This is a genomic window from Flavobacterium sp. YJ01, from assembly GCF_029320955.1.
Classification (GTDB): Bacteria; Bacteroidota; Bacteroidia; order Flavobacteriales; family Flavobacteriaceae; genus Flavobacterium.
On the sequence record NZ_CP119757.1, the window covers coordinates 2,426,474 to 2,452,250 of the forward strand.

The 25,777-nt window shown below is 32.2% G+C and carries 21 protein-coding genes; 11 read left to right on the forward strand and 10 right to left on the reverse strand.

Annotated elements, in window-relative coordinates; all coding sequences use genetic code 11:
* Positions 1–2: 2 nt before the first annotated feature.
* The 4 genes from P0R33_RS10600 to rpe all read left to right on the forward strand — a co-directional run bounded on the left by P0R33_RS10600 (position 3) and on the right by rpe (position 5,034).
* Positions 3–1,211, forward strand: coding sequence for a DUF4249 domain-containing protein (locus P0R33_RS10600; protein WP_276175409.1), 1,209 nt, complete (start codon positions 3–5; stop codon positions 1,209–1,211).
* Positions 1,199–2,947 (forward strand): hypothetical protein, encoded by a 1,749-nt coding sequence (locus P0R33_RS10605; RefSeq protein WP_276175410.1) that lies wholly within the window; start codon positions 1,199–1,201, stop codon positions 2,945–2,947. Before P0R33_RS10600 ends, P0R33_RS10605 begins: the two co-directional genes overlap by 13 nt.
* A gap of 149 nt (positions 2,948–3,096) precedes the next feature.
* Positions 3,097–3,960, forward strand: a complete 864-nt coding sequence (locus P0R33_RS10610; RefSeq protein ID WP_007804760.1) for a sigma-70 family RNA polymerase sigma factor — start codon at positions 3,097–3,099, stop codon at positions 3,958–3,960.
* 411 nt (positions 3,961–4,371) lie between these two features.
* Positions 4,372–5,034: a ribulose-phosphate 3-epimerase gene (gene rpe, locus P0R33_RS10615; protein ID WP_276175411.1), complete on the forward strand. Its 663-nt coding sequence runs from the start codon at positions 4,372–4,374 to the stop codon at positions 5,032–5,034.
* On the opposite strand, the gene P0R33_RS10620 is transcribed toward rpe, so the two are convergent.
* Together P0R33_RS10620 and P0R33_RS10625 are read right to left on the reverse strand one after the other, a co-directional pair.
* Complete coding sequence (locus P0R33_RS10620; protein ID WP_276175412.1) at positions 5,011–5,796, reverse strand: DNA/RNA non-specific endonuclease; 786 nt, start codon at positions 5,794–5,796, stop codon at positions 5,011–5,013. The genes rpe and P0R33_RS10620 overlap by 24 nt on opposite strands.
* A 91-nt stretch (positions 5,797–5,887) precedes the next feature.
* The gene (locus P0R33_RS10625; protein ID WP_276175413.1) at positions 5,888–8,074 is read right to left on the reverse strand and encodes a carboxy terminal-processing peptidase; all 2,187 of its coding nucleotides are present in this window, start codon (positions 8,072–8,074) and stop codon (positions 5,888–5,890) included.
* Between the two features lie 213 nt (positions 8,075–8,287).
* On the opposite strand from P0R33_RS10625, the gene surE reads away from it, so the two are divergent.
* The 5 genes from surE (at position 8,288) to P0R33_RS10650 (ending at position 13,097) form a co-directional block, all read left to right on the forward strand.
* Positions 8,288–9,067, forward strand: coding sequence for a 5'/3'-nucleotidase SurE (gene surE / locus P0R33_RS10630; RefSeq protein ID WP_276175414.1), 780 nt, complete (start codon positions 8,288–8,290; stop codon positions 9,065–9,067).
* A complete protein-coding gene (locus P0R33_RS10635; protein ID WP_276175415.1) occupies positions 9,060–9,329 on the forward strand; it encodes a hypothetical protein in 270 nt (89 codons plus the stop codon). Before surE ends, P0R33_RS10635 begins: the two co-directional genes overlap by 8 nt.
* A 66-nt stretch (positions 9,330–9,395) precedes the next feature.
* On the forward strand, positions 9,396–10,511 hold the full coding sequence (gene lpxB / locus P0R33_RS10640) for a lipid-A-disaccharide synthase (RefSeq protein WP_276175416.1): 1,116 nt from the start codon (positions 9,396–9,398) through the stop codon (positions 10,509–10,511).
* Positions 10,512–10,527: 16 nt separating this feature from the next.
* The gene (locus P0R33_RS10645; protein ID WP_276175417.1) at positions 10,528–11,013 is read left to right on the forward strand and encodes a C40 family peptidase; all 486 of its coding nucleotides are present in this window, start codon (positions 10,528–10,530) and stop codon (positions 11,011–11,013) included.
* Positions 11,014–11,063: 50 nt separating this feature from the next.
* Entirely contained in the window at positions 11,064–13,097 is a 2,034-nt protein-coding gene (locus P0R33_RS10650) for a ComEC/Rec2 family competence protein (RefSeq protein WP_276175418.1), read from the forward strand.
* A gap of 6 nt (positions 13,098–13,103) precedes the next feature.
* Here P0R33_RS10650 and P0R33_RS10655 read toward each other — a convergent pair whose 3' ends face one another.
* The 6 genes from P0R33_RS10655 to P0R33_RS10680 all read right to left on the reverse strand — a co-directional run bounded on the left by P0R33_RS10655 (position 13,104) and on the right by P0R33_RS10680 (position 20,373).
* Positions 13,104–13,553 carry a thioredoxin family protein gene (locus tag P0R33_RS10655; RefSeq protein WP_276175419.1) on the reverse strand — a complete coding sequence of 150 codons (450 nt, stop codon included), beginning with the start codon at positions 13,551–13,553 and terminating at the stop codon, positions 13,104–13,106.
* Positions 13,554–13,814: 261 nt separating this feature from the next.
* The gene (locus P0R33_RS10660) at positions 13,815–14,267 is read right to left on the reverse strand and encodes a thioredoxin family protein (protein ID WP_276175420.1); all 453 of its coding nucleotides are present in this window, start codon (positions 14,265–14,267) and stop codon (positions 13,815–13,817) included.
* 219 nt (positions 14,268–14,486) lie between these two features.
* Positions 14,487–14,954 (reverse strand): thioredoxin family protein, encoded by a 468-nt coding sequence (locus P0R33_RS10665; RefSeq protein WP_276175421.1) that lies wholly within the window; start codon positions 14,952–14,954, stop codon positions 14,487–14,489.
* Between the two features lie 47 nt (positions 14,955–15,001).
* On the reverse strand, positions 15,002–16,486 hold the full coding sequence (locus P0R33_RS10670; protein WP_276175422.1) for a peptide MFS transporter: 1,485 nt from the start codon (positions 16,484–16,486) through the stop codon (positions 15,002–15,004).
* Position 16,487: 1 nt separating this feature from the next.
* Positions 16,488–18,164 (reverse strand): peptide MFS transporter, encoded by a 1,677-nt coding sequence (locus P0R33_RS10675; protein ID WP_276175423.1) that lies wholly within the window; start codon positions 18,162–18,164, stop codon positions 16,488–16,490.
* A 37-nt stretch (positions 18,165–18,201) separates the two neighbouring features.
* Positions 18,202–20,373 (reverse strand): S9 family peptidase, encoded by a 2,172-nt coding sequence (locus tag P0R33_RS10680; RefSeq protein ID WP_276175424.1) that lies wholly within the window; start codon positions 20,371–20,373, stop codon positions 18,202–18,204.
* Positions 20,374–20,555: 182 nt separating this feature from the next.
* Between P0R33_RS10680 and P0R33_RS10685 the strand changes: the two genes are divergently transcribed.
* The gene (locus P0R33_RS10685; protein ID WP_276175425.1) at positions 20,556–21,869 is read left to right on the forward strand and encodes a hydroxymethylglutaryl-CoA reductase, degradative; all 1,314 of its coding nucleotides are present in this window, start codon (positions 20,556–20,558) and stop codon (positions 21,867–21,869) included.
* Positions 21,870–21,968: 99 nt separating this feature from the next.
* Complete coding sequence (locus P0R33_RS10690; protein ID WP_276175426.1) at positions 21,969–22,880, forward strand: GYDIA family GHMP kinase; 912 nt, start codon at positions 21,969–21,971, stop codon at positions 22,878–22,880.
* Between the two features lie 5 nt (positions 22,881–22,885).
* On the opposite strand, the gene P0R33_RS10695 is transcribed toward P0R33_RS10690, so the two are convergent.
* Complete coding sequence (locus tag P0R33_RS10695; protein WP_276175427.1) at positions 22,886–23,329, reverse strand: hypothetical protein; 444 nt, start codon at positions 23,327–23,329, stop codon at positions 22,886–22,888.
* 268 nt (positions 23,330–23,597) lie between these two features.
* Positions 23,598–25,697 carry a peptidylprolyl isomerase gene (locus P0R33_RS10700; protein ID WP_276175428.1) on the reverse strand — a complete coding sequence of 700 codons (2,100 nt, stop codon included), beginning with the start codon at positions 25,695–25,697 and terminating at the stop codon, positions 23,598–23,600.
* Between the last annotated feature and the right edge of the window lie 80 nt (positions 25,698–25,777).

Sequence of the window (25,777 nt, forward strand, 5' to 3'; positions counted from 1 at the left end):
AAATGTATCATAAAGCTATAAATATCAAACACTCAAGTAAAATTATTCTTTTACTTCTATTAAGCTTATTGATTAATAGTTGTACAGAAGCTTATAATTTACAAACCAATACATACGAAGAAGCAATTGTTATTGAAGCAACTTTAACAAACGAACTTAAAAAACAAGAAATTAAGATTACTAAAACTGCACGATTCGAAGACGAAGGGCCAACTACAGAAACTGGCGCAACGGTTATTGTAAAAGACAATCTTAATAACGAGTATGCTTTTACAGAACAATCTGGCGTATATGTTTCACAATCAGAATTCGAAGTTATTTCTGGAAGACAATATCGTTTGGAAATAAAAACCAAAGACGGAAAAGTTTACGAATCGTCTAGCGAAACCTTAACTACAGCAACTCCTATTGCAGATATTATTCCTACAGCTGTTACAAAAGAAAAAGAAGGATTGGGCGTTCAAATTAATGTAAATAGTTATGATCCAACGGGAACTTCAAAATATTACAGATACGAATATGAAGAAACTTATAAAATCGTAGCCCCAAAATGGTCTTCTGAAAGAGCTGTCGTTACTGGACCTCAAAGAATAACAGTTGAGGAAGACAATGATCCGAACAAAAAAGTTTGTTATGCAACAAAAAAGTCAACAGACATAATCATTACAAATACAAACAATTTAGCCGAAGACCGTGTAAATTTTCCTGTTCGCTTTATTAGAGAAGATGATTACATTATTGCACAGAGATATAGCATTTTGGTAAAACAATATGTAGAAAATCAGGAAGCTTACACTTTTCATAAAATCTTAAGAGAAATGTCGACTTCTTCTAGTGCATTGTCTCCAAAACAGCCAGGTGTTATTTCTGGAAATATTAGATGTACCAGTAATGTTGACGTAAAAGTTATAGGATATTTTGATGTGGCAACAGTTTCGTCTAAAAGAATCTTTTTTAATTACACCGATTTATTTCCTCCAACCAATACTCCGGCTTATTTGAATCCTTGCGAAAATGTTTCATTTAGATTCTGTTTTCAATCTAATGCAAATCCTCCTTGCGATGGACCTCTTTTAATTTCTGCTATACAAAACAACGCCCTTACCTATGTGGCCGGCGCGGGATCAGCAACCTATACAATGGTAGATGCTGCTTGCGGAGATTGTACAACATTTGCGTCTAACATAATACCTTCATTTTGGAAAGATTAAAACACATTTTACTATTGATATTACTTGTCAATACCAGACAAATCGTCGCTCAACAAGAGGTTTCTTTAAATGAAACTTTATTTATCCATGCAAATGCCACAACATTTGTTTCTGGAGAAACTTTGTTGTATAAAATCTATTGTCTTAAAAGTACCGATAAAACGCCAAGTGCAATTAGCAAAATCGCTTATGTGGAACTTGTAGACAACAACAGCAATGTTGTTTTCAAAAACAAACTACGTTTAGACAATAGTACTGCGGCGGGAGACTATTTTATTCCTACCACAATAAAAACAGGAAATTACAAACTTGTAGGATACACAACTTGGACATTAAATTCGTCTGTTTCAAAAATTTTTCAAACCGACATTAAGATCATAAATCCTTATGAAGTTAATGAAGCTAATGCCGCAAAAGACAAAAATACGTCAACCAATTCTACTTCAGAAAAAGCAATTGTTTTGACAGCATTGCCTCTCAATAAAGAAGAAATAAAGGATAATAACTTTAAAATTAACCTAGACAAAAAAAGCTTTACAAATCGAGAAAAAGTTGTTTTAGAAATTGTTTCTGCAAATTCAACACCAGAAAAAGGAAACTATTCTCTTTCTGTTAGAAAAATAGATAATTTGCCGATTACAAAACAGCTAACTGCTAGTGAATTTTATAAAACCGCTGGTTCTATTGAAACTTTGCAAACAAAAGAAAAGACAATTCTTCCAGAACTTCGCGGAGAAATGATTTCAGGCAGGATTATTCCTAAAGACAATTCAACAAGCGTTCAAAATATCAACGTAGCATTGTCGCTAACAGGAAAATCATTTGCTTTTAAAGTAGTAAAAACAGATCAAAACGGACATTTCATTTTCAATTTAGACAAAAATTATGTTGGCAATGAAACTGTTTTACAAGTTTTAGGAGAGCAAAAAGAAGCTTTTACGATAGAATTGGACAAAATGAATGAACCAGAATATAGTAAACTATCTTTTCAGCCTAATTTTAGATTGCCAGTTGAATTTAAAGAAACATTACTGGAAAGATCAATTGCAAGTCAAATTGAAAACGCTTACTATTTAAATAAAACCGATAGCATAGTAAAGCCAGAAAAAATCGATCCGTTTTATGCTCCGCTTTCAAAAGAATACAATCTTAACGACTTTACCAGATTTCCTACTTTAAAAGAAACCATCGTCGAAATAGCAACCGCTGCTTCTTATAAACAAAACGGAAACAATTACAGCTTACACGTAGTTGATTACACCACAAAATTTCAGTCGCCAGAACCAGCACTTGTTATTGTTGACGGCTTGCTTTTGCAAAATGTAAACGAACTTTTTACGTATAATATGAACAATGTACGCAGCATTAACATCCTAACAGGAGGATATTATGTCGGGCCAAAAGTTTTTAACGGAATAATAAGTATTATTACCGAAGAAGGTAATTACAGCAGTCCGCAAAAAGAAAATTACATTTTAAAACCAGCTCTTCTAAGACCTTCACTAAAAAAATCGTATCATCAAACAGATTACAGTGAAGGCAATAAATACGAACGAATTCCAGATTTCAGGAGTCAGCTGTTATGGAATCCAGAAGTGGATTTGAACAACGGAAAAGCTATCACTTTTTTCACTTCTGATCTTCCTGGAACATACGAAATAAACATCGAAGGCTTTACCGAAAAAGGAAATCCCGTTTCGATTAAAGATTTTATTGAAGTAAAAGAACTTCAATAAATTAAAATTCAAAATAATTACCTCTAAAAACTCCACTGTTTCAATGCTTTGGAGTTTTTTTTATTTTTTTTTTCTAATAAATTGTAACTTTTTTGATACTACTTACGTATAACCATTTGTACACTTTAAAAAAATAGGGAGACAACAACATGAGACAACTTAAAATCACCAAGCAGGTAACTAATCGTGAAACTGCATCGTTAGATAAATATCTACAAGAAATTGGAAAAGTTGACCTAATTACCGCTGATGAAGAGGTAGAATTAGCACAAAGAATAAAGGCTGGTGATCAAAGAGCTTTAGAAAAACTAACAAAAGCCAACCTACGTTTCGTAGTATCTGTGGCTAAACAATATCAAAATCAAGGATTAACTCTTCCGGATTTAATTAATGAAGGAAACTTAGGTTTAATTAAAGCGGCACAACGTTTTGATGAAACTCGTGGTTTTAAATTCATTTCTTACGCTGTATGGTGGATTCGTCAATCGATTCTTCAAGCTTTGGCTGAACAATCTCGTATTGTACGTTTACCATTAAACAAAATTGGTTCTATCAATAAAATCAACAAAATGTACGCTTTATTAGAGCAATCTAACGAGCGTCCGCCTTCTGCTGAGGAAATTGCAAAAGAACTTGACATGACTGTAAACGACGTAAAAGAGTCTATGAAAAACTCTGGACGTCACCTATCTATGGATGCACCTCTTGTTGAAGGAGAAGATTCTAACCTTTATGACGTATTACGTTCTGGAGAATCTCCAAATCCTGATAGAGAATTAATTCACGAATCTCTTCGTACTGAAATCGAGCGTTCTTTAGAAACATTAACTCCAAGAGAGGCAGATGTAGTACGTTTGTATTTTGGTCTTGGCGATCAGCACCCAATGACTCTTGAAGAAATTGGAGAAACTTTCGACCTAACTCGTGAGCGTGTTCGTCAGATTAAAGAAAAAGCAATCCGTAGATTGAAACACACTTCTAGAAGTAAAATCCTTAAAACTTATTTAGGATAAACAATATTTGTTTCAGGTTTAAAGTTTCAGGTTGCTTCGTGTAACTTGAAACATGAAACATGAAACCTTTGTAAAGCAAACAACAGTTTGATTGACTGTTCGTTTTTTGATTGATGATTGAAACTCCGGCTGATTACCGGAGTTTTTTATTTTTAGCCGAAAAGTTTTTTAATATATAGCGCATAATTTTTTTAACGCAAAGAACACAAAGGACTACGCAAAGTTCGCTAAGTTTTTGTTGTTAATTTTAAAAGCATACAGAGAACACAAAGCTTTGAGAACTTCATTTTCTTAATTAATTTCAAACAAAAACTTAGCGAACTTTGCGTAAAATCTTAGCGCTCTTTGCGTTTAAATTTCTGCACACAGCATAAAAAAATTATCTTTGTAAAAACAACACATAACTACATAATGAAAAACACATTTATAGCTCCTTCAGTTCTTGCAGCAGATTTTGCCAATTTACAACGCGATGTCGAAATGATTAACAACAGTCAAGCTGATTGGTTTCATATCGATATTATGGATGGAGTTTTTGTACCTAACATCTCTTTTGGAATGCCTGTTTTAGAAGCAATTTCAAAACACGCAAAAAAATATATCGATGTACATTTAATGATTATTGATCCAGATCGATATATTAAAACTTTTGCAGATTTAGGAGCAAATGGATTAACTGTGCATTATGAAGCTTGTACACATTTACACAGAACACTTCAAGCAATAAAAGCAGAAGGAATGAAAGCCGGAGTAGCAATGAATCCGCATACAAATGTTGATTTATTAGAAGATGTTATAAACGATATCGACGTGGTTTGCATCATGAGCGTCAATCCTGGATTTGGCGGACAATCATTTATTGAAAACACTTACGACAAAGTCAAAAAACTAAAAGCATTAATTACACGTAAAAATGCGTCAACATTAATTGAAATTGACGGCGGCGTAACAAGCAAAAATGCCAAACAACTAGTAGAAGCTGGTGCAGATGTTTTAGTTGCTGGAAGCTTTGTTTTTAGAGCTGAAAATCCAACAGAAACTATTGCAGATTTAAAAGTCCTTACTACTTTTTAAATTTTTAAGATTCGGAAAGAAATCAATTCCAGTCATTTTTTCTAAAGTCTCAATCGGAACTACAAAATCGTAAATAGATTTGTCGCTTTTCTCATTTGGAACCAAAAATGCAATTGCCTTGTGCTCTTTTCCAGATTTTGCCAAAACAATTTTATAAAAATATTTAGGAACAGCGACTTCTTCTGTTCCTATTTTTTTATCTGAATCTTTTGCAATTCCACCTGTTACAACGTAAATGTCATTATATTTTCCAGCCCAATAACGTGTCTTCTGCTCTATCCTATTCCAGATTCCAGCATTAAATTCTTTTTTCTGAGGAGAAATATTCGAAGTGTAAAAAGTATCATTATAAGCCTCTTTACTAAATTCCATATCTCCAGCAGGACAAAGATGACCTTTATCATAACCTGATTTTTTATAATTTCTCCAATCAGCAGAACCTGTAGTTACTTTTGGATCTTCTATAAAATAAGGCCTTTTAAAATCGTTGTTTTTCAAATATTCCTTTTTCAATTCGTATGCAACCCATTCGGCTTGTTCGAATTTTTCATTATATGAAAGCGTATAATATTTATGTTTCACAATTTGTTTTGTGGTAGAAGTTGGAAGATAAGCAACCGTATACAAAGAATCGTTCGCACTCGTATTTCCTTTAAACGAAACAACTTCTCCTTTGGTAATATCTTCATCACTTTTTACGATTTCTTTTTTACAAGACGTTAATGCAAAGCTCAACAATATCAGACTAAAACAAACTTTCATAATACTATTTTTAGAAGTTAAACATACAAAAAAACGCTCCATAAATTAAAATTTATAGAGCGTTTTTAAACAAATTAAATTCTTTTTGAATTTAAGACTTCACTAGTTTATCCTTTTTCATTTTAGGAGAAACAACGTTATTTTTTACCAATCCTTTTGTTTGCAAATCATCCAAAACATTTAAAGCTTCTTCAACATAAACGTCTTTAGATAAAGCTTGATGCCAAGCATCTCTTTTTTCTTTTAAAGCTGCGTCATTAGCAGTTTCAGCGTCTTCGTACGGAAGAGATTTAAAAATTAAGCTGTTTTTATAATCAGAAATTGGTTTGTATTTTTTTCCTTCGTTTTCAACTTGTTCTTGAGTTTCTTTAAAACTCTTAATATTCAAGCTGTATGTGTTTTCTTTATTCTTAACATCAATCCATTTTGCATTATCTTCAATCAATTTGAATTGAGCATTTTGAGCAATTCTATTTTTACTGTTTAAAATAGCTTTATTGAAATTTTCGCTAGAAGTCCAAGTTGTGTAATCTGCTGGATCAATTTTATCCCAAGGCATTGCATTATCAATATCTCTTTCTCCCATTTTTAGGTAAGCGTAACGATCTGGCATTACCACATCACTATGAACACCTTCTAATTGAGTTGAACCTCCATTAATTCTGTAGAATTTTTGACCTGTAATTTTCAAAGCTCCAAGATCTCCATAGTTTGCATTTCGTACAAACTGATTTAAATCTAATACGTTTTGAACAGTTCCTTTACCGTAAGTTTGTTTACTTCCGATAATAATTCCACGTTTATAATCTTGAATTGCAGCAGCTAAAATTTCAGATGCCGAAGCAGAGAAACTGTTTACCATAATTACTAACGGACCATCCCATTCGATTTTTTTATCTTTATCGTATAAAACTTCTTTCTTTTTACCTGCAGATTTTACCTGTACAATTGGTCCTTCTTCGATAAATAAACCAGCAATATCAACTACTGTAGAAAGAGATCCTCCACCGTCATCACGAACGTCCAAAACAATTCCGTTAACGTTTTCTTTTTTCAATCTTTCTACTTCAAGCGCAATATCTTTTCCTGCATCACGTCCGTCTTTATTTTCAAAATCGATATAGAATTTAGGAAGATAAATTACACCATATTTTAAACCGTTTTTCTCTACAATACTAGATTTAGCATACGTTTCTTCAATTTCCACAACATCACGAATAATAGAAATTACTTTGATAGAACCGTCAACTTTTTTAACTGTCAGTTTAACTTCTGTTCCTTTATGACCTTTAATTTTCTTTACAACATCATCCAGACGCATTCCAACAACATCAACTGGCTCCTCATTTCCTTGAGCAACTTTCAAGATTAAATCTCCAGCTTCTAGTTGTTTTCCTTTCCAAGCAGGACCTCCAGAAATCAATTCATCAATTTGAGTGAAATCATTTTTCTTAGTCAAACGAGCTCCAATACCTTCCAATTTACCACTGATATTTACATCAAAACGATCTTTTTCTTCAGGAGCAAAATAGCTTGTATGTGGATCAAAACGAGCCATAATTGAATTCAAATACACAGAAAACCAATATTCTCTATTTAAATCTTTAATAACACTGAAGTTGTCATCTAAAGATTTTAAAGAACTCTCGCGTGTTTCTTTTTCTAAAGCATCAAAAGTTTTCTCTTTGTATCCAGGATCTTTTTTCTTCTTTTCCTCTTCAATTTTTTGTTTTGTCACCAATGAAGAAAGAGTCGACAATTTAATTTGTTTTCTCCATCTTTCATTAATTTCCGCTAAGTTTTTTGCATATGGAATGTTCTCGTAATCAGCGTTAAAAGTCTCATCAACATTATAATTAAAAGGCTGAGCCAAAATTGTTTTATAACGTTTTTTGCTTTCTTCCATACGTTTCATCAACCTTGTATAAGTAAGATTGAAGAAAGTGATATCTTTATTCAAAAATTGATCGTCAAGCATTAATTCATATTGCTTAAATTCGTCAATATCAGATTGAAGAAAGAATCTTTTTGAAGGATCTAACGCATCAATATAGTCTTTAAAAATACCTTTCGAAAATTCATCATTTATTTCTGCTGGACTGTAGTGTCCTTTTTCAATAACAAATGCTAATAATTCTAAAAGTGTTTTATCTCTGTTCGGATCCGGATCAATTGTCCTATCGGCATTCATCTTAAAAGCGAATAATGTCAGCGACAAGCACAACACGGCTATAATTATCTTATAATTTCTTTTCATAAACTTTATAATAGCATTCATCAATTTTTTAATCTAAGTTACGTTAAAAACTATGCCACGATAGCTAACGTCACGATAATTTTTTGTTAAAGATATAAAAATGTTTAATTCGCAAAAAAGTTCTTTAACTTAGTTGACAAATTTTACAATATTTGTGACTTATCTGGAAAGATCTGTCACTACATTTGTTTTTAAAATCTTACAATTGTTAAAATTACACATAATATTCATAAAATGAAAGCCGAAAAACCTCTAATACTTGTTACCAATGACGACGGTATTTTAGCTCCAGGAATTAGAGCACTAATTAGTGTCATGGAAACAATCGGCGAAGTCATCGTCGTTGCTCCAGACAAACCTCAAAGTGCAATGGGGCATGCAATTACAATCAATAACACTTTATTTTTAGATAAAATTTCGAAAGAAAACGATCCAATCGCAGAATACAGCTGTTCTGGAACTCCTGTCGATTGTGTAAAATTAGCCGTAAACGAAATCTTAAAACGCAAACCAGATTTGTGTGTTTCGGGCATCAATCACGGTTCCAATTCTTCTATAAATGTAATTTATTCGGGAACGATGAGCGCCGCCGTAGAAGCAGGAATTGAAGGCATTCAATCGATCGGTTTTTCGTTATTAGATTTTGATTGGAATGCTGATTTTGAGCAAATTAAATCTTTTGTAAAAAGAATTACGTTAGAAACCTTAGCTAATAAACTTCCGCCTGGAGTAGTTTTAAATGTCAATTTTCCAAAATTGAAAGAATCTGAAATAAAAGGAATTAAAGTTTGCCGTCAAGCGAAAGCCTATTACGCACAGAAATTTGACAAAAGACAAACTCCTTTTGGAAAAGATTATTATTGGCTTGCCGGAAAATTTGTAAACGAAGATAAAGGAGAAGATACGGACGAATGGGCATTAGAAAACGGCTATGTTTCGGTAGTTCCCGTTCAATTTGACTTAACTGCTCACCACTCCATTCAGCAACTTAACACTTGGAAATTAAATGATTAAAGAATTAGGAATCGGTTTTATAATCGGAATTTTTACCGCACTTTTAGGAAGCTATTTGTTCATTACTTTTTTTACCAATTTTGATATTTCCTCTGGACTTCAAATTATAAAAGAACAGGGATATCTTGGAAAAATCATTACTTTAGGAACACTTTTAGATCTTGCCGTTTTTGCTATTTTATTAAAAAGAAATAAAGAATTAATGGCTCGTGGTGTAATTTTAGCCGTGATTGTACTGGCAATTTCTACATTAATTGTTTAAAATCTTATCTTTGCGAAGTTACCGTTAATACGGAATTACAACTTTAGCACATTCAAAAAAACCAACATGAAATATTACATAATTGCAGGAGAAGCTTCTGGAGATTTGCACGGTTCGAACTTAATGAAAGCATTATACATTGAAGATCCTGAAGCAGAAATTAGATTTTGGGGCGGCTATTTAATGCAAAAAGTTGGCGGAACTTTAGTTAAACACTATCGTGAATTGGCTTTTATGGGATTTATTGAAGTTGTTTTTAACTTGAAAACCATTTTAAACAATATTAAAATCTGTAAAAAAGACATTTCTGAATTTCAGCCAGATGTAATCATTTTTATTGATTATCCAGGTTTTAATATGCGAATTGCAAAATGGGCTAAAGAATTAGGATACAAAACACATTATTACATTTCTCCACAAATTTGGGCTTGGAAAGAAAATCGCATTAATGCAATCAAACAAGATGTTGATAAGATGTTTGTTATTCTGCCTTTCGAAAAAAGTTTTTACGAAGACAAACATCATTTTCCAGTAGATTTTGTAGGACATCCATTAATTGATGCCATTCAGAATCAGCCTGCTTTTGATGAAGCTATATTTAGAAAAGAAAATAATTTAGGCGAAAAACCAATTATTGCCGTTTTGCCAGGAAGCCGTAAACAGGAAATTACCAAAATGCTAAGCGTAATGCTGAGCGTTGTTGATGATTTTCAGGATTACGAATTTGTAATTGCTGGCGCTCCGAGTCAGGAATACGAATTTTATCAGCAATTTCTAAAAAATAAAAATATCGCATTTGTTTCTAACAAAACCTACGATCTGCTTCGTTCGTCGACTGCCGCCTTGGTAACTTCTGGAACTGCAACTCTTGAAACGGCGCTTTTTAAAGTTCCCGAAGTAGTTTGCTATAAAGGAAGCGAGGTTTCATATCAAATTGCAAAACGCATTATTACCTTAAAATACATTTCTCTTGTCAATTTAATTATGGATCAAGAAGTTGTGACAGAATTAATTCAGGGAGAATGCAATAAAAAACGAATTAAAGAAGAGCTTCAAAAATTATTAGAACCAGAATATCGCAAAAAAGTGCTCCATAATTATGATGTTTTAGAACAAAAACTGGGCGGAATTGGCGCAAGTAAAAAAACTGCAGAATTGATTGTTGCCGATTTAAAAAAATAAACTTAAAACTTCTGTTTTGAAAAGAATTATAATTTTCCTGCTTTTAGCCGTTGCTTTTACTTCTTGTAAATCGACTTCGGCTGTTGCAACCAAAAACGAATCAAAAAAAGAAAATAGAGCTTTAGTTAATAATTTAATCGAAAAAGCAACAGAAAATATTGGTGTTCGTTATAAAGCTGGAGGAACTACAAGAAGTGGTTTTGATTGTTCTGGATTGGTTTATACTACTTTTCAAAGTGAAAACATTCCACTGCCAAGAGCTTCTTACGAACAGGCAAAAATTGGAAAAGTGATTCCGCTAAATGATGCCAGAAAAGGCGATTTAATTTTCTTTAAAACCAATAAAAGCAGACAGATAAATCACGTTGGACTTATTACAGAAGTCAATTCTGATGAAATAAAATTTGTCCATTCTTCTACTTCAAAAGGAGTAATTATTTCTTCAACCAAAGAGGCATATTACAAAAATGCTTTCGAGCAAGTAAATAGAATCCTTCCGTAAAAATCATTTTTTTTATTATTTTTCTTACAAATATTTAATACTTTTAGAACATGAAAGTATTAGATTTTCCGTTAGTAAAAATTACAATTGCCTTTTTATTTGGCATAATTACCGTTTATTATATTAATTGTTCCGTTACGTTAGCAACAATAATACTGTCATTCTCATCTGTTTTATTTTCTTTTTTCTATTTATGGAATTTAAAATACCGCAGAAATGATTTCTCATTTGGGTTTTCAACCTATTTTCTTGCTTTTTCTATTGGTATTTTTACCCTATTAAGTCATACCGAAAATCTTCAAAAAACAAATTACACACATTGCGAACGCGCATTCGAAAAAAAGCAAACCATAACTTTAATTCTTAGAGAAAAACTAAAAAGCAACGATTACGCTGATCGTTATATCGGATTAATAAAATCTATTTCAGGCAAGAATTTTTCAGGGAAAATAATTGTCAACATTCAAAGAGACAGCACAACAAATCCTCTTGTAATTGGAAATAGCATTAAAATTGAAACCGTTTTGCAACGCAATCAATCCAATAAAAATCCGAATCAATTTGATTACAGTAGATATTTGGCTAACAAACAGATTTATGCTCAAATCTATTGCCAAAAAAAAGAAATTTCAGTTAGCAAAACCACTCAAAAAGACATTTGGTATTATTGCGCCAAACTACATTCTCGAATCATTTTAAATCTTGAAAAATCAAAATTCAACAAAGAAGAAATGAATGTAGCCCTCGCTTTGATTTTAGGACAACAGCAAGAAATTTCACAAGATATTATTCAAGATTATCAATATTCTGGAGCAACACACATTTTATCAGTTTCTGGCTTACACGTAGGTTTTATAATGCTTTTTATTACTTTTATTTTAAAACCAATACCAAATACAAGTAAAGGCTCATTTTTTAAACTGTTTTCTATTCTAATTTCTTTAGCCGGATTTGCTGTTATTTCGGGTTTATCTCCTTCAGTTTTAAGATCTGTTGTTATGTTTTCTTTTGTTGCAATTGGAAATCATTTACGAAGAAACGGCAATATTTATCATACTTTACTAGCTTCAATTCTCCTTATATTATTATTCGAACCTTACTTTTTATTTGATGTCGGATTTCAATTAAGCTATTTGGCATTGTTTTTTATTATCTGGCTACAGCCGCTTTTAAAGAATATTTACAAACCAAAAAACAAACTCACAAATTACATTTGGGAAGCTTTGACTGTTTCTTTTGCCGCTCAAATAGGTACTTTACCTTTGTGCCTTTATTATTTTCATCAATTTCCTGGCTTATTCTTCGTTACCAATATTATTATTCTTCCCGTTTTATCTTTTATAATGATCGCTGGAATTGTTGTAATGCTAATTGCCATTTTTACAAGCCCGCCATTATTTATAACAATGATTTTTGAAAAAAGCATTTATCTTTTAAACCTAATGATACATGCGGTTGCTTCGGTAGATTCATTTGTTATTCGAGACATCAGCTTTAATTCTTATTATTTGCTAACATTTTATCTTTTAATAATTAGCAGCATTATTTGGCTAAAAAAACCAAATTTTACTAAAATAATATTTGTGATGAGTTCCGTAATTTTAGTGCAGTTGTCATTCATCATTTATAAAATTCAAATCGAAAGAGGAAAAGAATTTATTATTTACAACCAAAAAAACAACACATTAATTTCTACTCGTACAGGAAGAAACATTGTGTTTTATAAAAGAGATACACTATTTAAAAATGATCAAAATGACAGAATTATAAATTCTTATCTAGTCGGAAATTCTGTTTCTTTAAGTAAAACCGAATCTTTAAAAAATCTGATGTATTTTAAAAACAAAAAAATTGTTATAATAGATAGTTCAGGAATTTATCCATCTTATTCATCGCCAGATCTATTGCTTATTACACAAAATCCAAAGGTAAATTTAGACCGATTATTAAGAAAAATACAGCCAAAAATGATAATTGCAGACGGATCAAATTCGAATTCCATTCAAAAATATTGGAAAGAAAGCTGTTTGAAAAAAAATATCCCTTTTCATTCAACGAAAGAAAAGGGATACTATAAATTGTAGTTTTGATTATTCTTTATTTAACATCGAATTGCATTCGTCTAACCAAGATTTTATCCCTGATTGATTATCCGACATTAAACCTAATTTATTAAAACTAGTTCTTCCTTTCCTTAAATAAACTTCGGTTAGACACACTTGCGGAATTTGTTGAACTCCAAAAGCATTTTTCAATCGCACAGTCTGTTCTTTTATGTTTTCAGAAACTGTTTGATCCGAAAGATCAAGTTTTACTAAAATAACATTTTTACGAGACCAGTCTTCAAAGTCACGTGTAGCAAAAATTTCATTTTGAAATTTCTGCCCAACGCCTTGTCCTGTAAAAAAAATAAGCAATGGTTTTCTTTGTTCTGAGCTTACTGTAACAGCTTCATTAATATCGGTTCTCCAAACTAAACCTTGAGAACGCACAAAAAATGAGCTCAAAAAGAGCACTAAAATAAGTAGTTTTTGGAGCATAATAAATTGGTTTTGGTTAAGTTAATACGACTAAAATAATATAAAAACAACACCAAACTAATTATTTAACGAATAAAAAATGCTGATTTAATAATTAAAATCACTTTGATAATAAACGAATCTTATTTTATTAATTTTTTAAAAAACGATGCGATAAAAAATCAAATTCTCTATTCATAATTTTTTAAATAAAAAAAATACCTCTCCGTCGGGACAGAGAGGCATCAAAAAAAAATTAAAATAAAAGTTGAAATGAAATCGTTATTCAGGCGGATGTAAAATCGTGTTTGATTCTGCAATCCAAGCTTTTGCTCCACCAGGTTTGTAGGCGATTTTCCCTAGGGCACTGAATGTTGTTTTGTTTTTTCTAACTGATGCCATGGCAAAGCATACTTCTGGAAGTTCTTCTACACCGAATGCATTTTTCAATTTTACATTCTGTTCGCGATCACTATCAGAAGCATTCATGTCTGACAAGTCTAATTTTACTAAGACCACGTTATCACGCGACCATACGGCAAAATCAGGAGTTTTAAAAATTTCGTTTTGAAGATTGTCTGGTACACCTGAGGCAGTGAATAAAATCAACATTGGTTTTCTTTGCTCATTACTAATTGCAATCGCGTCTGTCATATTAGTTCGCCATGCTAAATTTTGCGCTTGCATAAAAAATGAACCCAAAAAAAACAGTAGGATAAGTAGTTTTTTGGTCATATTAATTGGTTTTGGTTAGATTAGCAAAACGAAATTAACATAATATTTTAATTTTCCAATTTTTATTAGCACAAAAAATACATTATATGTTTTTTTAATAACAATAAAATATAAAAATCATAATTTGTTTATTGAAATGAACTTATTTTCTTACGAAACAAAAAAAGTCCCTTGTAAAAACAAGGGACTTTATATAAAAAATTAAGATTTTATCTTTCTTTAAGATTTCTTCGGATGAACAATTCCTTCAGCAACTGTTAACCAAGCAGATGGGCCACCAGCAACATATCCTGTTTTACCAAGACCTTTAAAATTAACTCTTCCGTCTTTAGTTTCTGCACTCGTGAAGAAAACCGTCGGAAAACCTTGAATTGCAAAAGCTTGCTGCAACTCAAGATTTTGATTCTTAAGTTCTGGCGTTTGAGGAACAGCTCTTGGGTAATCTAATTCCACCAAAACTACATTTATTGCTGCCCATTTTTTAAACTCTTCTGTCTTAAGAACTTCGTTCTGTAAACGTATACACCAACCGCACCAATCACTCCCTGTAAAAAACATCAACATTGGTTTTTGCTCTTTATTACTAACAGTAATCGCTTCTCTAACATCTGTATACCATTTTAGCTCTTGTGCCTGAAGACTCATAGCACCAAGTAAAATGAAAGCAATAAGTATTATTTTTTTCATAATGAGGAATTTTCTGCAAATTTATGTAAAAACTAATTACAATATAATTATTTAACTTCTTGCATCAACCTTCTGATTAACGGAGTTAAAACAATTAATGCAATTCCTGCAACTAATGCATAAATCGCTAATTGATAGTATCCGTCTGTATAAGCAATAAGCTTAGACATTAAGGTAGTTCCTGTATTTGCATCAGACATTTCGGCTCCTAATTTACCGGCAGCAAATTGACCAAATGCGCTTGAAAGAAACCATAATCCCATCATCATTCCAAATAATCTTTTTGGAGATAATTTAGTAATTACAGACATTCCAATTGGACCAATGCATAATTCACCTAACGTATACAAAAGATATCCTAAAGCAAATACATCTAGAGAACTTAATCCGTCTTGGTTTACAAAATATCTAGCTGCATAAAAGATAAAGAAACCTGCCGCCAACAGAATAAATGACAAACCAAACTTAACAACAGTATTAGGTTCAATTTTTCGTTTAGACATATAAATCCACAAAAAGCCTAATAATGGACTAAAAATAATAACATAAAGTGAGTTTATACTATTATTAACCACGTTTGGATCGATATTGAAGAACAACAGTTTATTAGTTAAATTATCTTTCGCAAACAATGACAATGAACCTCCAGATTGCTCAGAAATTGCCATAAACATAAAGTATCCAAAAATAAAGATAAATGCCGCTAAGAGCTTTCGTTGTTGTTTCGCATCTTTAATTTGTATCAACTCGAACAAAAAGTACCCTACAGCCGCAATTCCAATTGTATACATAAAATATTCTGTAAAATCAGAATTGATAACCATTATGTAAACCAACGGAATCACCACAAAAGAACCCACATAAACAGCAATTTCATATAAATTACGTTTCTTAGGTTCATGGTTTTCTAAAGGAGAATTTCCAATTGGTGCTAGATGTTTTTTAGTCAAAAGAAAAGTCACAACACCAATTATCATAACGATTGCCGCTGAAAGAAAACAAAGACTCCATGAATAATTTTTCCCTAAATAAATTGGAATTGCTCCACCAAGCATTCCTCCAATATTAATTCCGGCATAAAACAATCCGTAACCTGCGTCACGACGACCGTCGTTTTCATGATAAAGTTCTCCAACCATCGAAGAAACATTTGGCTTAAAAAAACCAGTTCCAATAATAGAAAGCGTTATTCCGTAGTAAAAGAAATCGTGCGGATTTGCAGCAATTAGCAAATTACCCAAAATCATAACGATTCCTCCAAAAAGAAGCGATTTTTTAAATCCTAAAACTTTATCGGCAAAAATTCCACCAATAAACGTAAAAGCATAAACGAAAGCCTGCACAGCTCCATATTGAAGATTTGCTTTTCCTTCAACCAGACCCAATTGGTCTACCATGAAAACTGCTAAAACCCCTCTCATTCCGTAGAAACAAAAACGTTCCCACATTTCAACTAAAAACAAGTACCACAATTGCTTTGGGTACTTGCCTTCAAAATTTTGAATTTCTTCTAAAGTAATTTTGTTTTCCATTTTATCTAACACCGTGCATTAATTTCTTCAACACTGGAGTTAAAGCAAATAACAAAATAGCTGCAATACCAGTTAGAACAACAAATACCATAAAGAATTCATATAAGTTATGAATCTCAAATCCTGCAAAAATTGGATTTTGAGCACTAATTTGATGGTGATCCAACAAAGCCAATTGCTCTGCAGATGGTGTTATTTTTTTATCTAAAACTGCTTGAAGATCGATTCCTAGTTCTTTTGCTTTTGCAAATTTATCTCCCGTTGCAGGCAATATAGAACCTAAAGTTCCTCCTAAAGCATAACCAGATGCATTAGACAAGAAGAATACTCCATATAACAATGATGCAAAACGTTTTGGAGACAATTTACCCACCAATGATAGACCAATTGGAGATAAACATAACTCAGCACATGTATTTAGGAAATATAATAAAATTAACCATTTTACTAACAAAAGTCCTGAAGTTCCGATATAAGAAACCTGAGTTGCAATCATAAAGAAACTTACCGAAATCACAACTAAACCAACAGCTAATTTTACTGGAGAAATCGGCTCTTTTCCTTTAGCTCTTAAAGTATCCCAAAGAATACTAAAAGGAACAGCTAAAATTACAACAAACATTCCGTTGAAAATCTGAACCATTGAAGGAGGCATTGCCCAACCAAAGAAATGTCTGTCTGTTTGGTTATCCGCAATAAAGGTTAAAGAAGAACCCGCTTGCTCAAACGCTGCCCAGAAGAAAATAATAAAGAATGACACAATGTAGATTACAATAATTCTGTCTCTTTCAATTTTAGTTAAAGAAGTATCAGAAATAATTAAACCTGCTAAAGCCAAACCACTTGAATAAATCAAAGTATAAATTAAATTTTGCCCTACAACGTAGTGAAAAAAGAATCCTAAAGCGACAAATGCAATACCTGCAATTGCTAAAGATTTACTAGAAAAGTTTGCTTGCTGCGCTTCTCCTTCTTCAAAATCCGAAGCATCATTTTTAGAAGGAAGCCCTCCTAGTGGTTTTCCTTCTGGAGAAACTACATATTTATTTTTCAAGAAGTAAAAAAGAACAGTACCTAACAACATTGCAACAGAAGCCGCCATGAATCCCCATCTGAAAGCGTGAATATCTCTAATTCCTCCAGCATCTTTAACATCTCCTAATAAAGGGCAAATTGACTGACCTAAAAAAGCTCCAATATTAATTCCCATGTAGAAAATAGTGAAAGCACTATCTAATTTTGTTTTTTCTTGTTTTGGATATAAACTTCCAACCATACTAGAAATGTTTGGTTTAAAGAATCCGTTACCAAAAACAATAACTCCTAAAGCAGAATACATGATAATTTTAGCTAAATCTAAATTAGATTCAAAAACACTTCCGCTTGTAAACAAAAGCATTTGCCCAGTTGCCATTAACAATCCGCCTAATAAAATACAATTTCTATTACCTAAATAGCGGTCTGCCACAAAACCTCCAAGCATTGGTGTTAAATAACAAAGCCCTAAGAAACCTCCATAAATTAATGACGCTTCTTCTTCTTTCATTAATAATGAATTTACAAGAAATAAAGTCAATAAAGCTCGCATTCCATAAAAATTGAACCGCTCCCACATCTCCGTTCCAAACAATACCCAAAGTCCTTTTGGATGCGCAGTTTTTACTTGAGTTTCTCCCATATTATTCGCTTATTTAATTAAGTTTAAAAGATTTAGATTATAGATTTTCTTTGATAAAATTAGTCATTTTATTATACAGCTGGATTCTTGTCGCTCCGCCATAAATTCCGTGATTTTTATCTGGATAAATTTGAGAATCAAATTGTTTGTTTGCCTGAATTAAAGCTTCCATCATTTGCATTGAATTCTGCACATGAACATTATCATCTCCTGAACCGTGAATCAATAAAAATTTACCTTTTAATTTATCAACGTGATTAATTGGAGAATTTTGATCGTATCCGCTTGCGTTTTCTTGTGGAGTCTGCATGTATCTTTCTGTGTAAACGCTATCATAGAATCTCCAGTTGGTTACCGGAGCCACAGCGATTGCCATTTTGAAAACATCATTTCCTTGAAAAATACAGTTTGAAGCCATAAATCCTCCATAACTCCATCCGAAAATTCCAATTCTTGCAGGATCAACATAAGAGTAAGAACCGATTACTTTTGCCGCATCGATTTGATCTTCGACCTCATATTTTCCTAATTCTTTCTGAGTCACTTTTTTGAAATCTGCACCTTTAAAACCAGTTCCTCTTCCGTCAACGCAAGCTACAATATAACCTTGTTGTGTAAGAGACAAGAACCAATAATCGTCAGTATTATTCCAATCGTTGTTTACTTGTTGAGATCCTGGACCAGAATATTGGTACATAAAAACAGGATATTTTTTTGAAGGATCAAAATCTTTTGGTTTTAAAATCCAAGCATTTAATTCGTTTCCTTTTGCTGTTTTTAAAACGATAAATTCTTTTGCAGGCAAGTTATACGCTTTCAATTTATCAGCAAGAGCTTGATTGTTTTCGATAACTTGAATTTCTTTTCCAGTTTTTGACTCGTTTAAAGTATAAGTCGTAGGCACTAGATTGCTTGAGAAAGTTGTAATAAAATATTGGAAGTTCGGGCTAAAAGTTGCCGCGCTTGTTCCTACTTTTTTAGACAAACGTAATTTGTTTTTCCCGTCTAATGAGATTCTGTAAAGATCTCTATTGATTGAACCATTTTCTGTAGATTGGTAGAAAATAGTTTTTGTTTTTTCATCAAAACCGTAGTAAGAAGTTACTTCCCAGTTTCCTTTTGTAACTTGATTTTTAAGTTTTCCATTTTTATCATATAAATAAATATGATTGAAACCGTCTTTTTCGCTTGTCCAGATAAAACTGTTGTCTTTTAAGAACGTTAAGTTATCTGTTACATCTACGTAAGCTTTATCTTTTTCATTCAAAACTACTTTTGCCGTTGCTGTATTTCCATCAACAAACAATAAATCTAAATTATCTTGGTGGCGATTTAAAACTTGTGCAGAAAGGACATTTGCATCGTTAGTCCATTGTAATCTTGCAATGTAGAAGTCATTATATTTTCCTAAATCAACTTTTTTAGTTGCAGCCGCCGCTACATCATAAATATGCAATGAAACTTCTGAATTTTTTTCTCCTGCTTTTGGATATTTAAACGTCTCAATTGTTGGATACAAATCTTTATGAAACATTGACATTGAAAACTCAGGAACTTGGCTTTCGTCAAAACGAATGTAAGCTACTTTTTTACTGTCTTTACTCCAATCAAAAGCACGAACAAATGCAAATTCTTCTTCGTAAACCCAATCCGTAATACCATTAATTACCGCATTTTTTTTACCATCAGTTGTAATCGGAGTAGATTTTTTTGAAACTACATCATATACATATAAGTTATTTTCTCTTGCGTAAGCAATTTTAGATCCGTCTGGAGAAAAAGTTGGCTCTTGAACCTGAAAATCAAAAAGTTTCGTTAGCGATTTAGAAGCGATATCATATAAATAATAATCTGCTGTAAAAGAGTGACGGAAAATCTGATTGGTATTGCAAGCAATTAAAATTTTCTTCTCCGATGCATCAAAAGTATAACTATCAATACCTTCTGATAATTCTCTATGATTTTTAGTATCAATTAAATTAGATACTTTTTTTAAAGTTGCAAAATCATATAAATCAATCTGCATACTTCTGCTCGCTCTATCAATATTTAATACAGTATATTGATCTGTATTTTTTAAAGACTGCAATTCATCCATTCCTTTTGCTCGGAAAGCGCCGCCGTAAATATTTTCGATAGTGATTTTTTGTTGACCAAAAACGGTTGCAACTAGAAATAGAAGTATTACAGTAATTTTACTTGTATTCATTACAATTAATTTAAATATAAAAAAGAGCCCAATTTTAGTGAAAAAAATAAACATAATACACATTTTAAGTGTTAAATGTTAAAAAAAATAACGATTGCGTACTTACTCTTTTTAAAATAGATTTTAAACAAATCTCTTAAAATGGTATATTTGCGGCAACATTATTATTTAAAATACTGAGAATGAACAACGCTGTTGCCGGATTTTCTAAATTATCCAAAAAAGAAAAAATTAATTGGATTGCAAATGAATATTTTTCAAACCCTGAAGAGGCTAAAAATATTATAAGAAATTACTGGAATTCAGACGAAAAGCTTCAGCAATTGCATGACGAATTTATCGAAAACACCATTACAAACCTCTATATCCCACTTGGAGTCGCTCCGAACTTTTTAATCAACGGAAAATACAAAACCATTCCGATGGCAATTGAAGAGAGTTCTGTGGTTGCAGCGGCTTCAAAAGCAGCAAAATATTGGTCTACTCGTGGTGGTTTTAAAACAACGATTATCAATACCGAAAAAATTGGTCAGGTTCATTTCAATTACAATGGCGATGCCGAAAAACTAAAGACTTTTTTCGATCAAATAAAACCTAAATTCTTTTCTGAAACCCAGAATATTACCAAAAACATGCAACAGCGTGGCGGCGGTATTTTGGATATTAAACTAAAAGACAAAAGAAGTTTACTTGAAAACTACTATCAGCTTCATGCTACTTTTGAAACCAAAGATAGTATGGGCGCAAACTTCATAAATTCTTGTTTAGAGCAATTTGCTTCAACTTTAAAAGAAGAAGCTCAAAATTCTGATTTATGCCAAAACGGAGAAACTTTGGAAGTTGTAATGAGCATTTTGTCAAATTATGTTCCGAATTGTTTAGTTAGAGCGGAAGTTTCTTGCCCTATCGAAGAATTAGCAGAAAAACATATTCCAAATCCAACCGTATTTGCCGAGCGTTTTTTACAAGCGGTGCAAATTGCAGAAGTCGAACCTTTTAGAGCCGTAACGCATAATAAAGGAATTATGAATGGTGTTGATGCTGTGGTTTTAGCAACTGGAAATGACTTTAGAGCTGTAGAGGCGGGAGTACACGCATACGCGGCCAAAAATGGACAATATGCGAGTTTATCTCACGCTAAAATTGAAGATGGAATTTTTACGTTTTGGCTTGAAATTCCGCTTGCACTTGGAACCGTTGGCGGATTAACTTCTTTGCATCCTTTGGTAAAATTGTGTTTAGAAATTTTAGAAAAACCATCGGCTCAAGAATTAATGGAAATTGTGGCTGTTGCAGGTTTAGCGCAAAATTTTGCTGCTTTACGTTCTCTAACTACAACCGGAATTCAGGAAGGACATATGAAAATGCACCTTAATAATATCATCAATCAATTTGAAGCTACCGAAGAAGAGCGTCATCTAATTAAAACGCACTTCAAAAAAACAGCCGTTTCTCATAGTGCTGTGGTAGAATTTATTGAGAATTTAAGAAAATAATTTGGAGCTAATCCCGCTATCCGTTGCAATCTTTTATGTCTCGTTAAAGAAACGAGACATAAAAGGATTTCCACTGCTATCGGGGCTAAAAAATAAAGCATGAAAAATACCTTTTACAGTAACGGAAAACTTTTTATTGCAGGAGAATATCTAGTATTAGATGGCGCGGAAGCTTTTGCATTACCAACAAAATTTGGTCAGGATTTAGTAATTGAAGATCTTGAAAACAAAGAAATTGAATGGAAAAGTTATGATTCTAACCAGCATTTATGGTTCGAAGAAACTCTAACATTTGATGAAGTTATAAAAGGTTCCGACGCATTAATTGATACTGTAAAATCAACTCTCGTAAATATTCTGCATGAGGCTTATATTTTAAATCCAAAATTCATAGATAATTCAAATGGTTATAAAGTAAGTACTCATTTAACTTTTCCAAGAAATTGGGGATTAGGAACTTCGTCGACATTGATCAACAACATTGCGCAATGGACCGAAGTTAATGCTTTTACATTACTAAACAATAGTTTTGGAGGAAGCGGTTACGATATTGCTTGCGCGCAAAACGACACTCCAGTGTTGTATCGTGTTAAAGATAATTTTGTAGAACAAGTTGAATTTAATCCTGATTTTAAAGAGCATATTTATTTTGTTTATTTAAATAAAAAACAAAACAGCAAATCTGCCATATATGCTTATAACAACCACAAGAATAATCATTTAGCGCAAAGCGTTGTCCAGAATAATAAAATTACTCATGCCATCTTAAACGCCAAAACATTAAAAGAGTTTGCCTCAGCGGTTCAAAAACATGAAATTCATTTAAGCAATATTTTAGAAATGCAAACTATAAAAGAAGCTGTTTTTCCAGATTTTAATGGCGTTATAAAAAGTCTTGGCGCGTGGGGAGGTGATTTTGTAATGGTAGTTTCTAATGAAAATCCAAAAGAATATTTCGCAAAAAAAGGTTACGAAACAATTTTAAGCTACGACGAAATGATTTTAAATTAAGAAAATCAGAAGTTATTCACTCGTTTCTTTTTCACAGGTTTTACATCTAAACGACGCACTGTCTGATCTTGCTCATTTGACTCTATAAGTCTGTTGTGCAAACGTTCAGCCATTTTTTCAATACTGTTTGTAATTGAATCGTAAACCAATTCCATTCTGCGGTGTTTTTCTTCTTTTACAGCTTTTAAAACATCTTCAACAAAAACCTTGTCATATTTTTCTGCGACAGAATCATGTGTATTCGTTAATCTAATCACATAATCATTGCTCAAGATTGTCACCTTAAAATGCTGTTCCTCGTTGCTCAAATAATATTTTCCACCCAACTCATCAACATTGATGTCGGTGCTGCTCACTTTCAAAAGCTCTATAATAATACCATAGATATGACTTTCTATTTTGGTATATACCCTTGGCTTCTTTCTAAAAAAATTAAAAGTAGTAAACATTCAAATAGCTGATTATTAAAGCAATCCGTTAGTAATGTATTTCGTCGATTATTTTACACTGAAAAATCCCGTTAAACAAAAAAATCGAACAAATTAACTGTAATAATTTGAATATCACAAATTTTTTAGATTAAATATCGACTTTCCCTACAGAGTATCAAAAAATTAACTAAAAAATATTACAAAATGAAATTGTATAATTTCCGAAAAAAAGAAACCCGAAACTTTCAATGAAAGTTTCGGGTTTTATAGGATGAATTATTAATTCTTAGTAATTGAATTGTAATCTGTTGTCTTCAATTTTAGCATTATTTTTCAACGCTGGCAATACTCTAGTTGCATCATTTGCGCTTTGAGCTTTTACTTTCTCAACATAAGCAGCATGATTAGCAATTGCAGGAGCTTTAACCGTTTTAATGTTTTTCACAACATATACACCAGTATTTCCTTCAATTGGAGCAGAAACTTTATTTGCTGTTAAAGCAAATGCATTTCCAACAACTTTTGGCTCTTGTCCAACTCCTCCAGGTAAAACTGGATTATCTAAAGTTACGTCTGCAGCTTGCTGTACAGCAACTCCAACAGCTTTTGCGATAGCATCAAGATTAGAACCAGACATTTTAGCTTTTAATAATTCTGCTTTTTTCTTGTTTTTCAAGATTGGCTCAACATAAGGTCTTGCCATTGTAACAGATACTAAACCTGATTTGTTTTCGCCTTTATATTGTGCAATTACGTGTCCGATATTTGCAATTTCAAAACGTTTAACATCACCAGTACTTGTTTCTTTATCAAATGCCCATCTTATGATGTTACGTTGGTTTCCTAATGGCCCAAACGCTTCGTCCATAGCTTTAGCATCAACTGGCGCAGCAACTTTTAAACCTAATTCTTTAGCAGCAGCATTAAAATCTTTGCTTGCAGCATCCATTTCAAATTTAGTAGCTAATGTAAATACTTTATCTGAAGTAGCTTCAGAAGGCTCGATTTTTTGAGCGATTGTAGCTAAACGAATTCCGTCTTGTTTATCTGTAATTTTGATTACGTGAAATCCGAAAGGAGTTTCTACTAAACCAACTTTACCAATTCCGTTACTGAATACAAAATCATTAAATGGTTTTACCATTTGGTTTGGACCAAAATATCCTAAATCACCACCTTGTTGTGCAGATGAATCATCAGAACTTGTAAAAGCCAACATCATAAAACTATCTGGATTAGCTTGTACTTGAGCTAAAATTTCTTCAGCTTTAGCTTTAGCTTCTTCTTTAGTTCTTTTTTCTTTTTGGTTTGGCGTTTGAGATCCTTCATAACCAATTAAGATATGACTTGCTTTTGCATTAACTCCAGCTTTAAATCCTAAAGATTTAGAAATAGCATAGTATTTTCCGTAAACATATGGTCCGTAGATTGCTCCAGCTGGCAAGCTGAATAATTTATCAGCATCAATTGCTGGTAAAGCATTTTTAGGAACATAAGTAGAATCGTAAGGAACATCAGAATTTGCATTTACAAATTCAGCAACGTTTGTAGCATTTTTAAATCCAGGCAATGTATCATTTTTACCAGTTTTAGCATTGTAAACAACACTTCCAGATAATAATGCATTTAATTTACCTTTAATTTCAGCCTCATCTTCTTTAGAAGGTTTGTCTTCAACTAAAACATATTGAATTTCGCGAGTTGCGTCTGCTTTGAATTTTTTCTCATTTTTCTTCATGTAGTCAACAATCTCTGAGTCAGAGATTTTAACTTCACTATCTTTAATAGAAGAATATGGAGCTGCAGCAAAAGCAAAACTTACTTTGTTTGCTTCCATTTCATACTTTAATTTTCCTTCACTAGCAGTTGTGTAAAGTCCTGATTTTATTAAAGTATTATAGATTTGGAATTTTGCATTCAATTCTGCATCTTTTTCTTTTTCAGCTATAAATTGTGCTGCTTCTGGATTTGCTTTGAAGTAATCTTTAAATTTAACTACATCAAAAATTCCAGCTGCATTTAAGAACATTGGGTTTTTACCAATATTTGGATCTGATTTTAAAACCTCTAATAAGTGTTTTTCACCTACTCTCAATCCTAATTTTTCAAATTGTGATGACAATAAAGCGATTGAAACTTCTTGATCCCAAACTCTGTTTGCAGCTTCAGTGGAAGTAATACCTTGCCCACTTTTTTCAAGATTACTAACTTTAATCCTAAAGTCTTCAAATGAAATATCTTTTCCGTCGATGCTTCCTACATCTTTTGAACTTTGACTAAATGTTCCTTTACCGATTAAGTCTTGTATTATAAATGCAAATAATGCAAGTGCAATAACCCCTATCAATAAAGCGGAACGCTGTCTAATTTTTGCTAAAACTGCCATTTTATTATCGTTAATTTTATATTCAGTTTGCGAAAATACAATTATCTAGTTAATAACAATACAACTAGCGTTTTATTTTC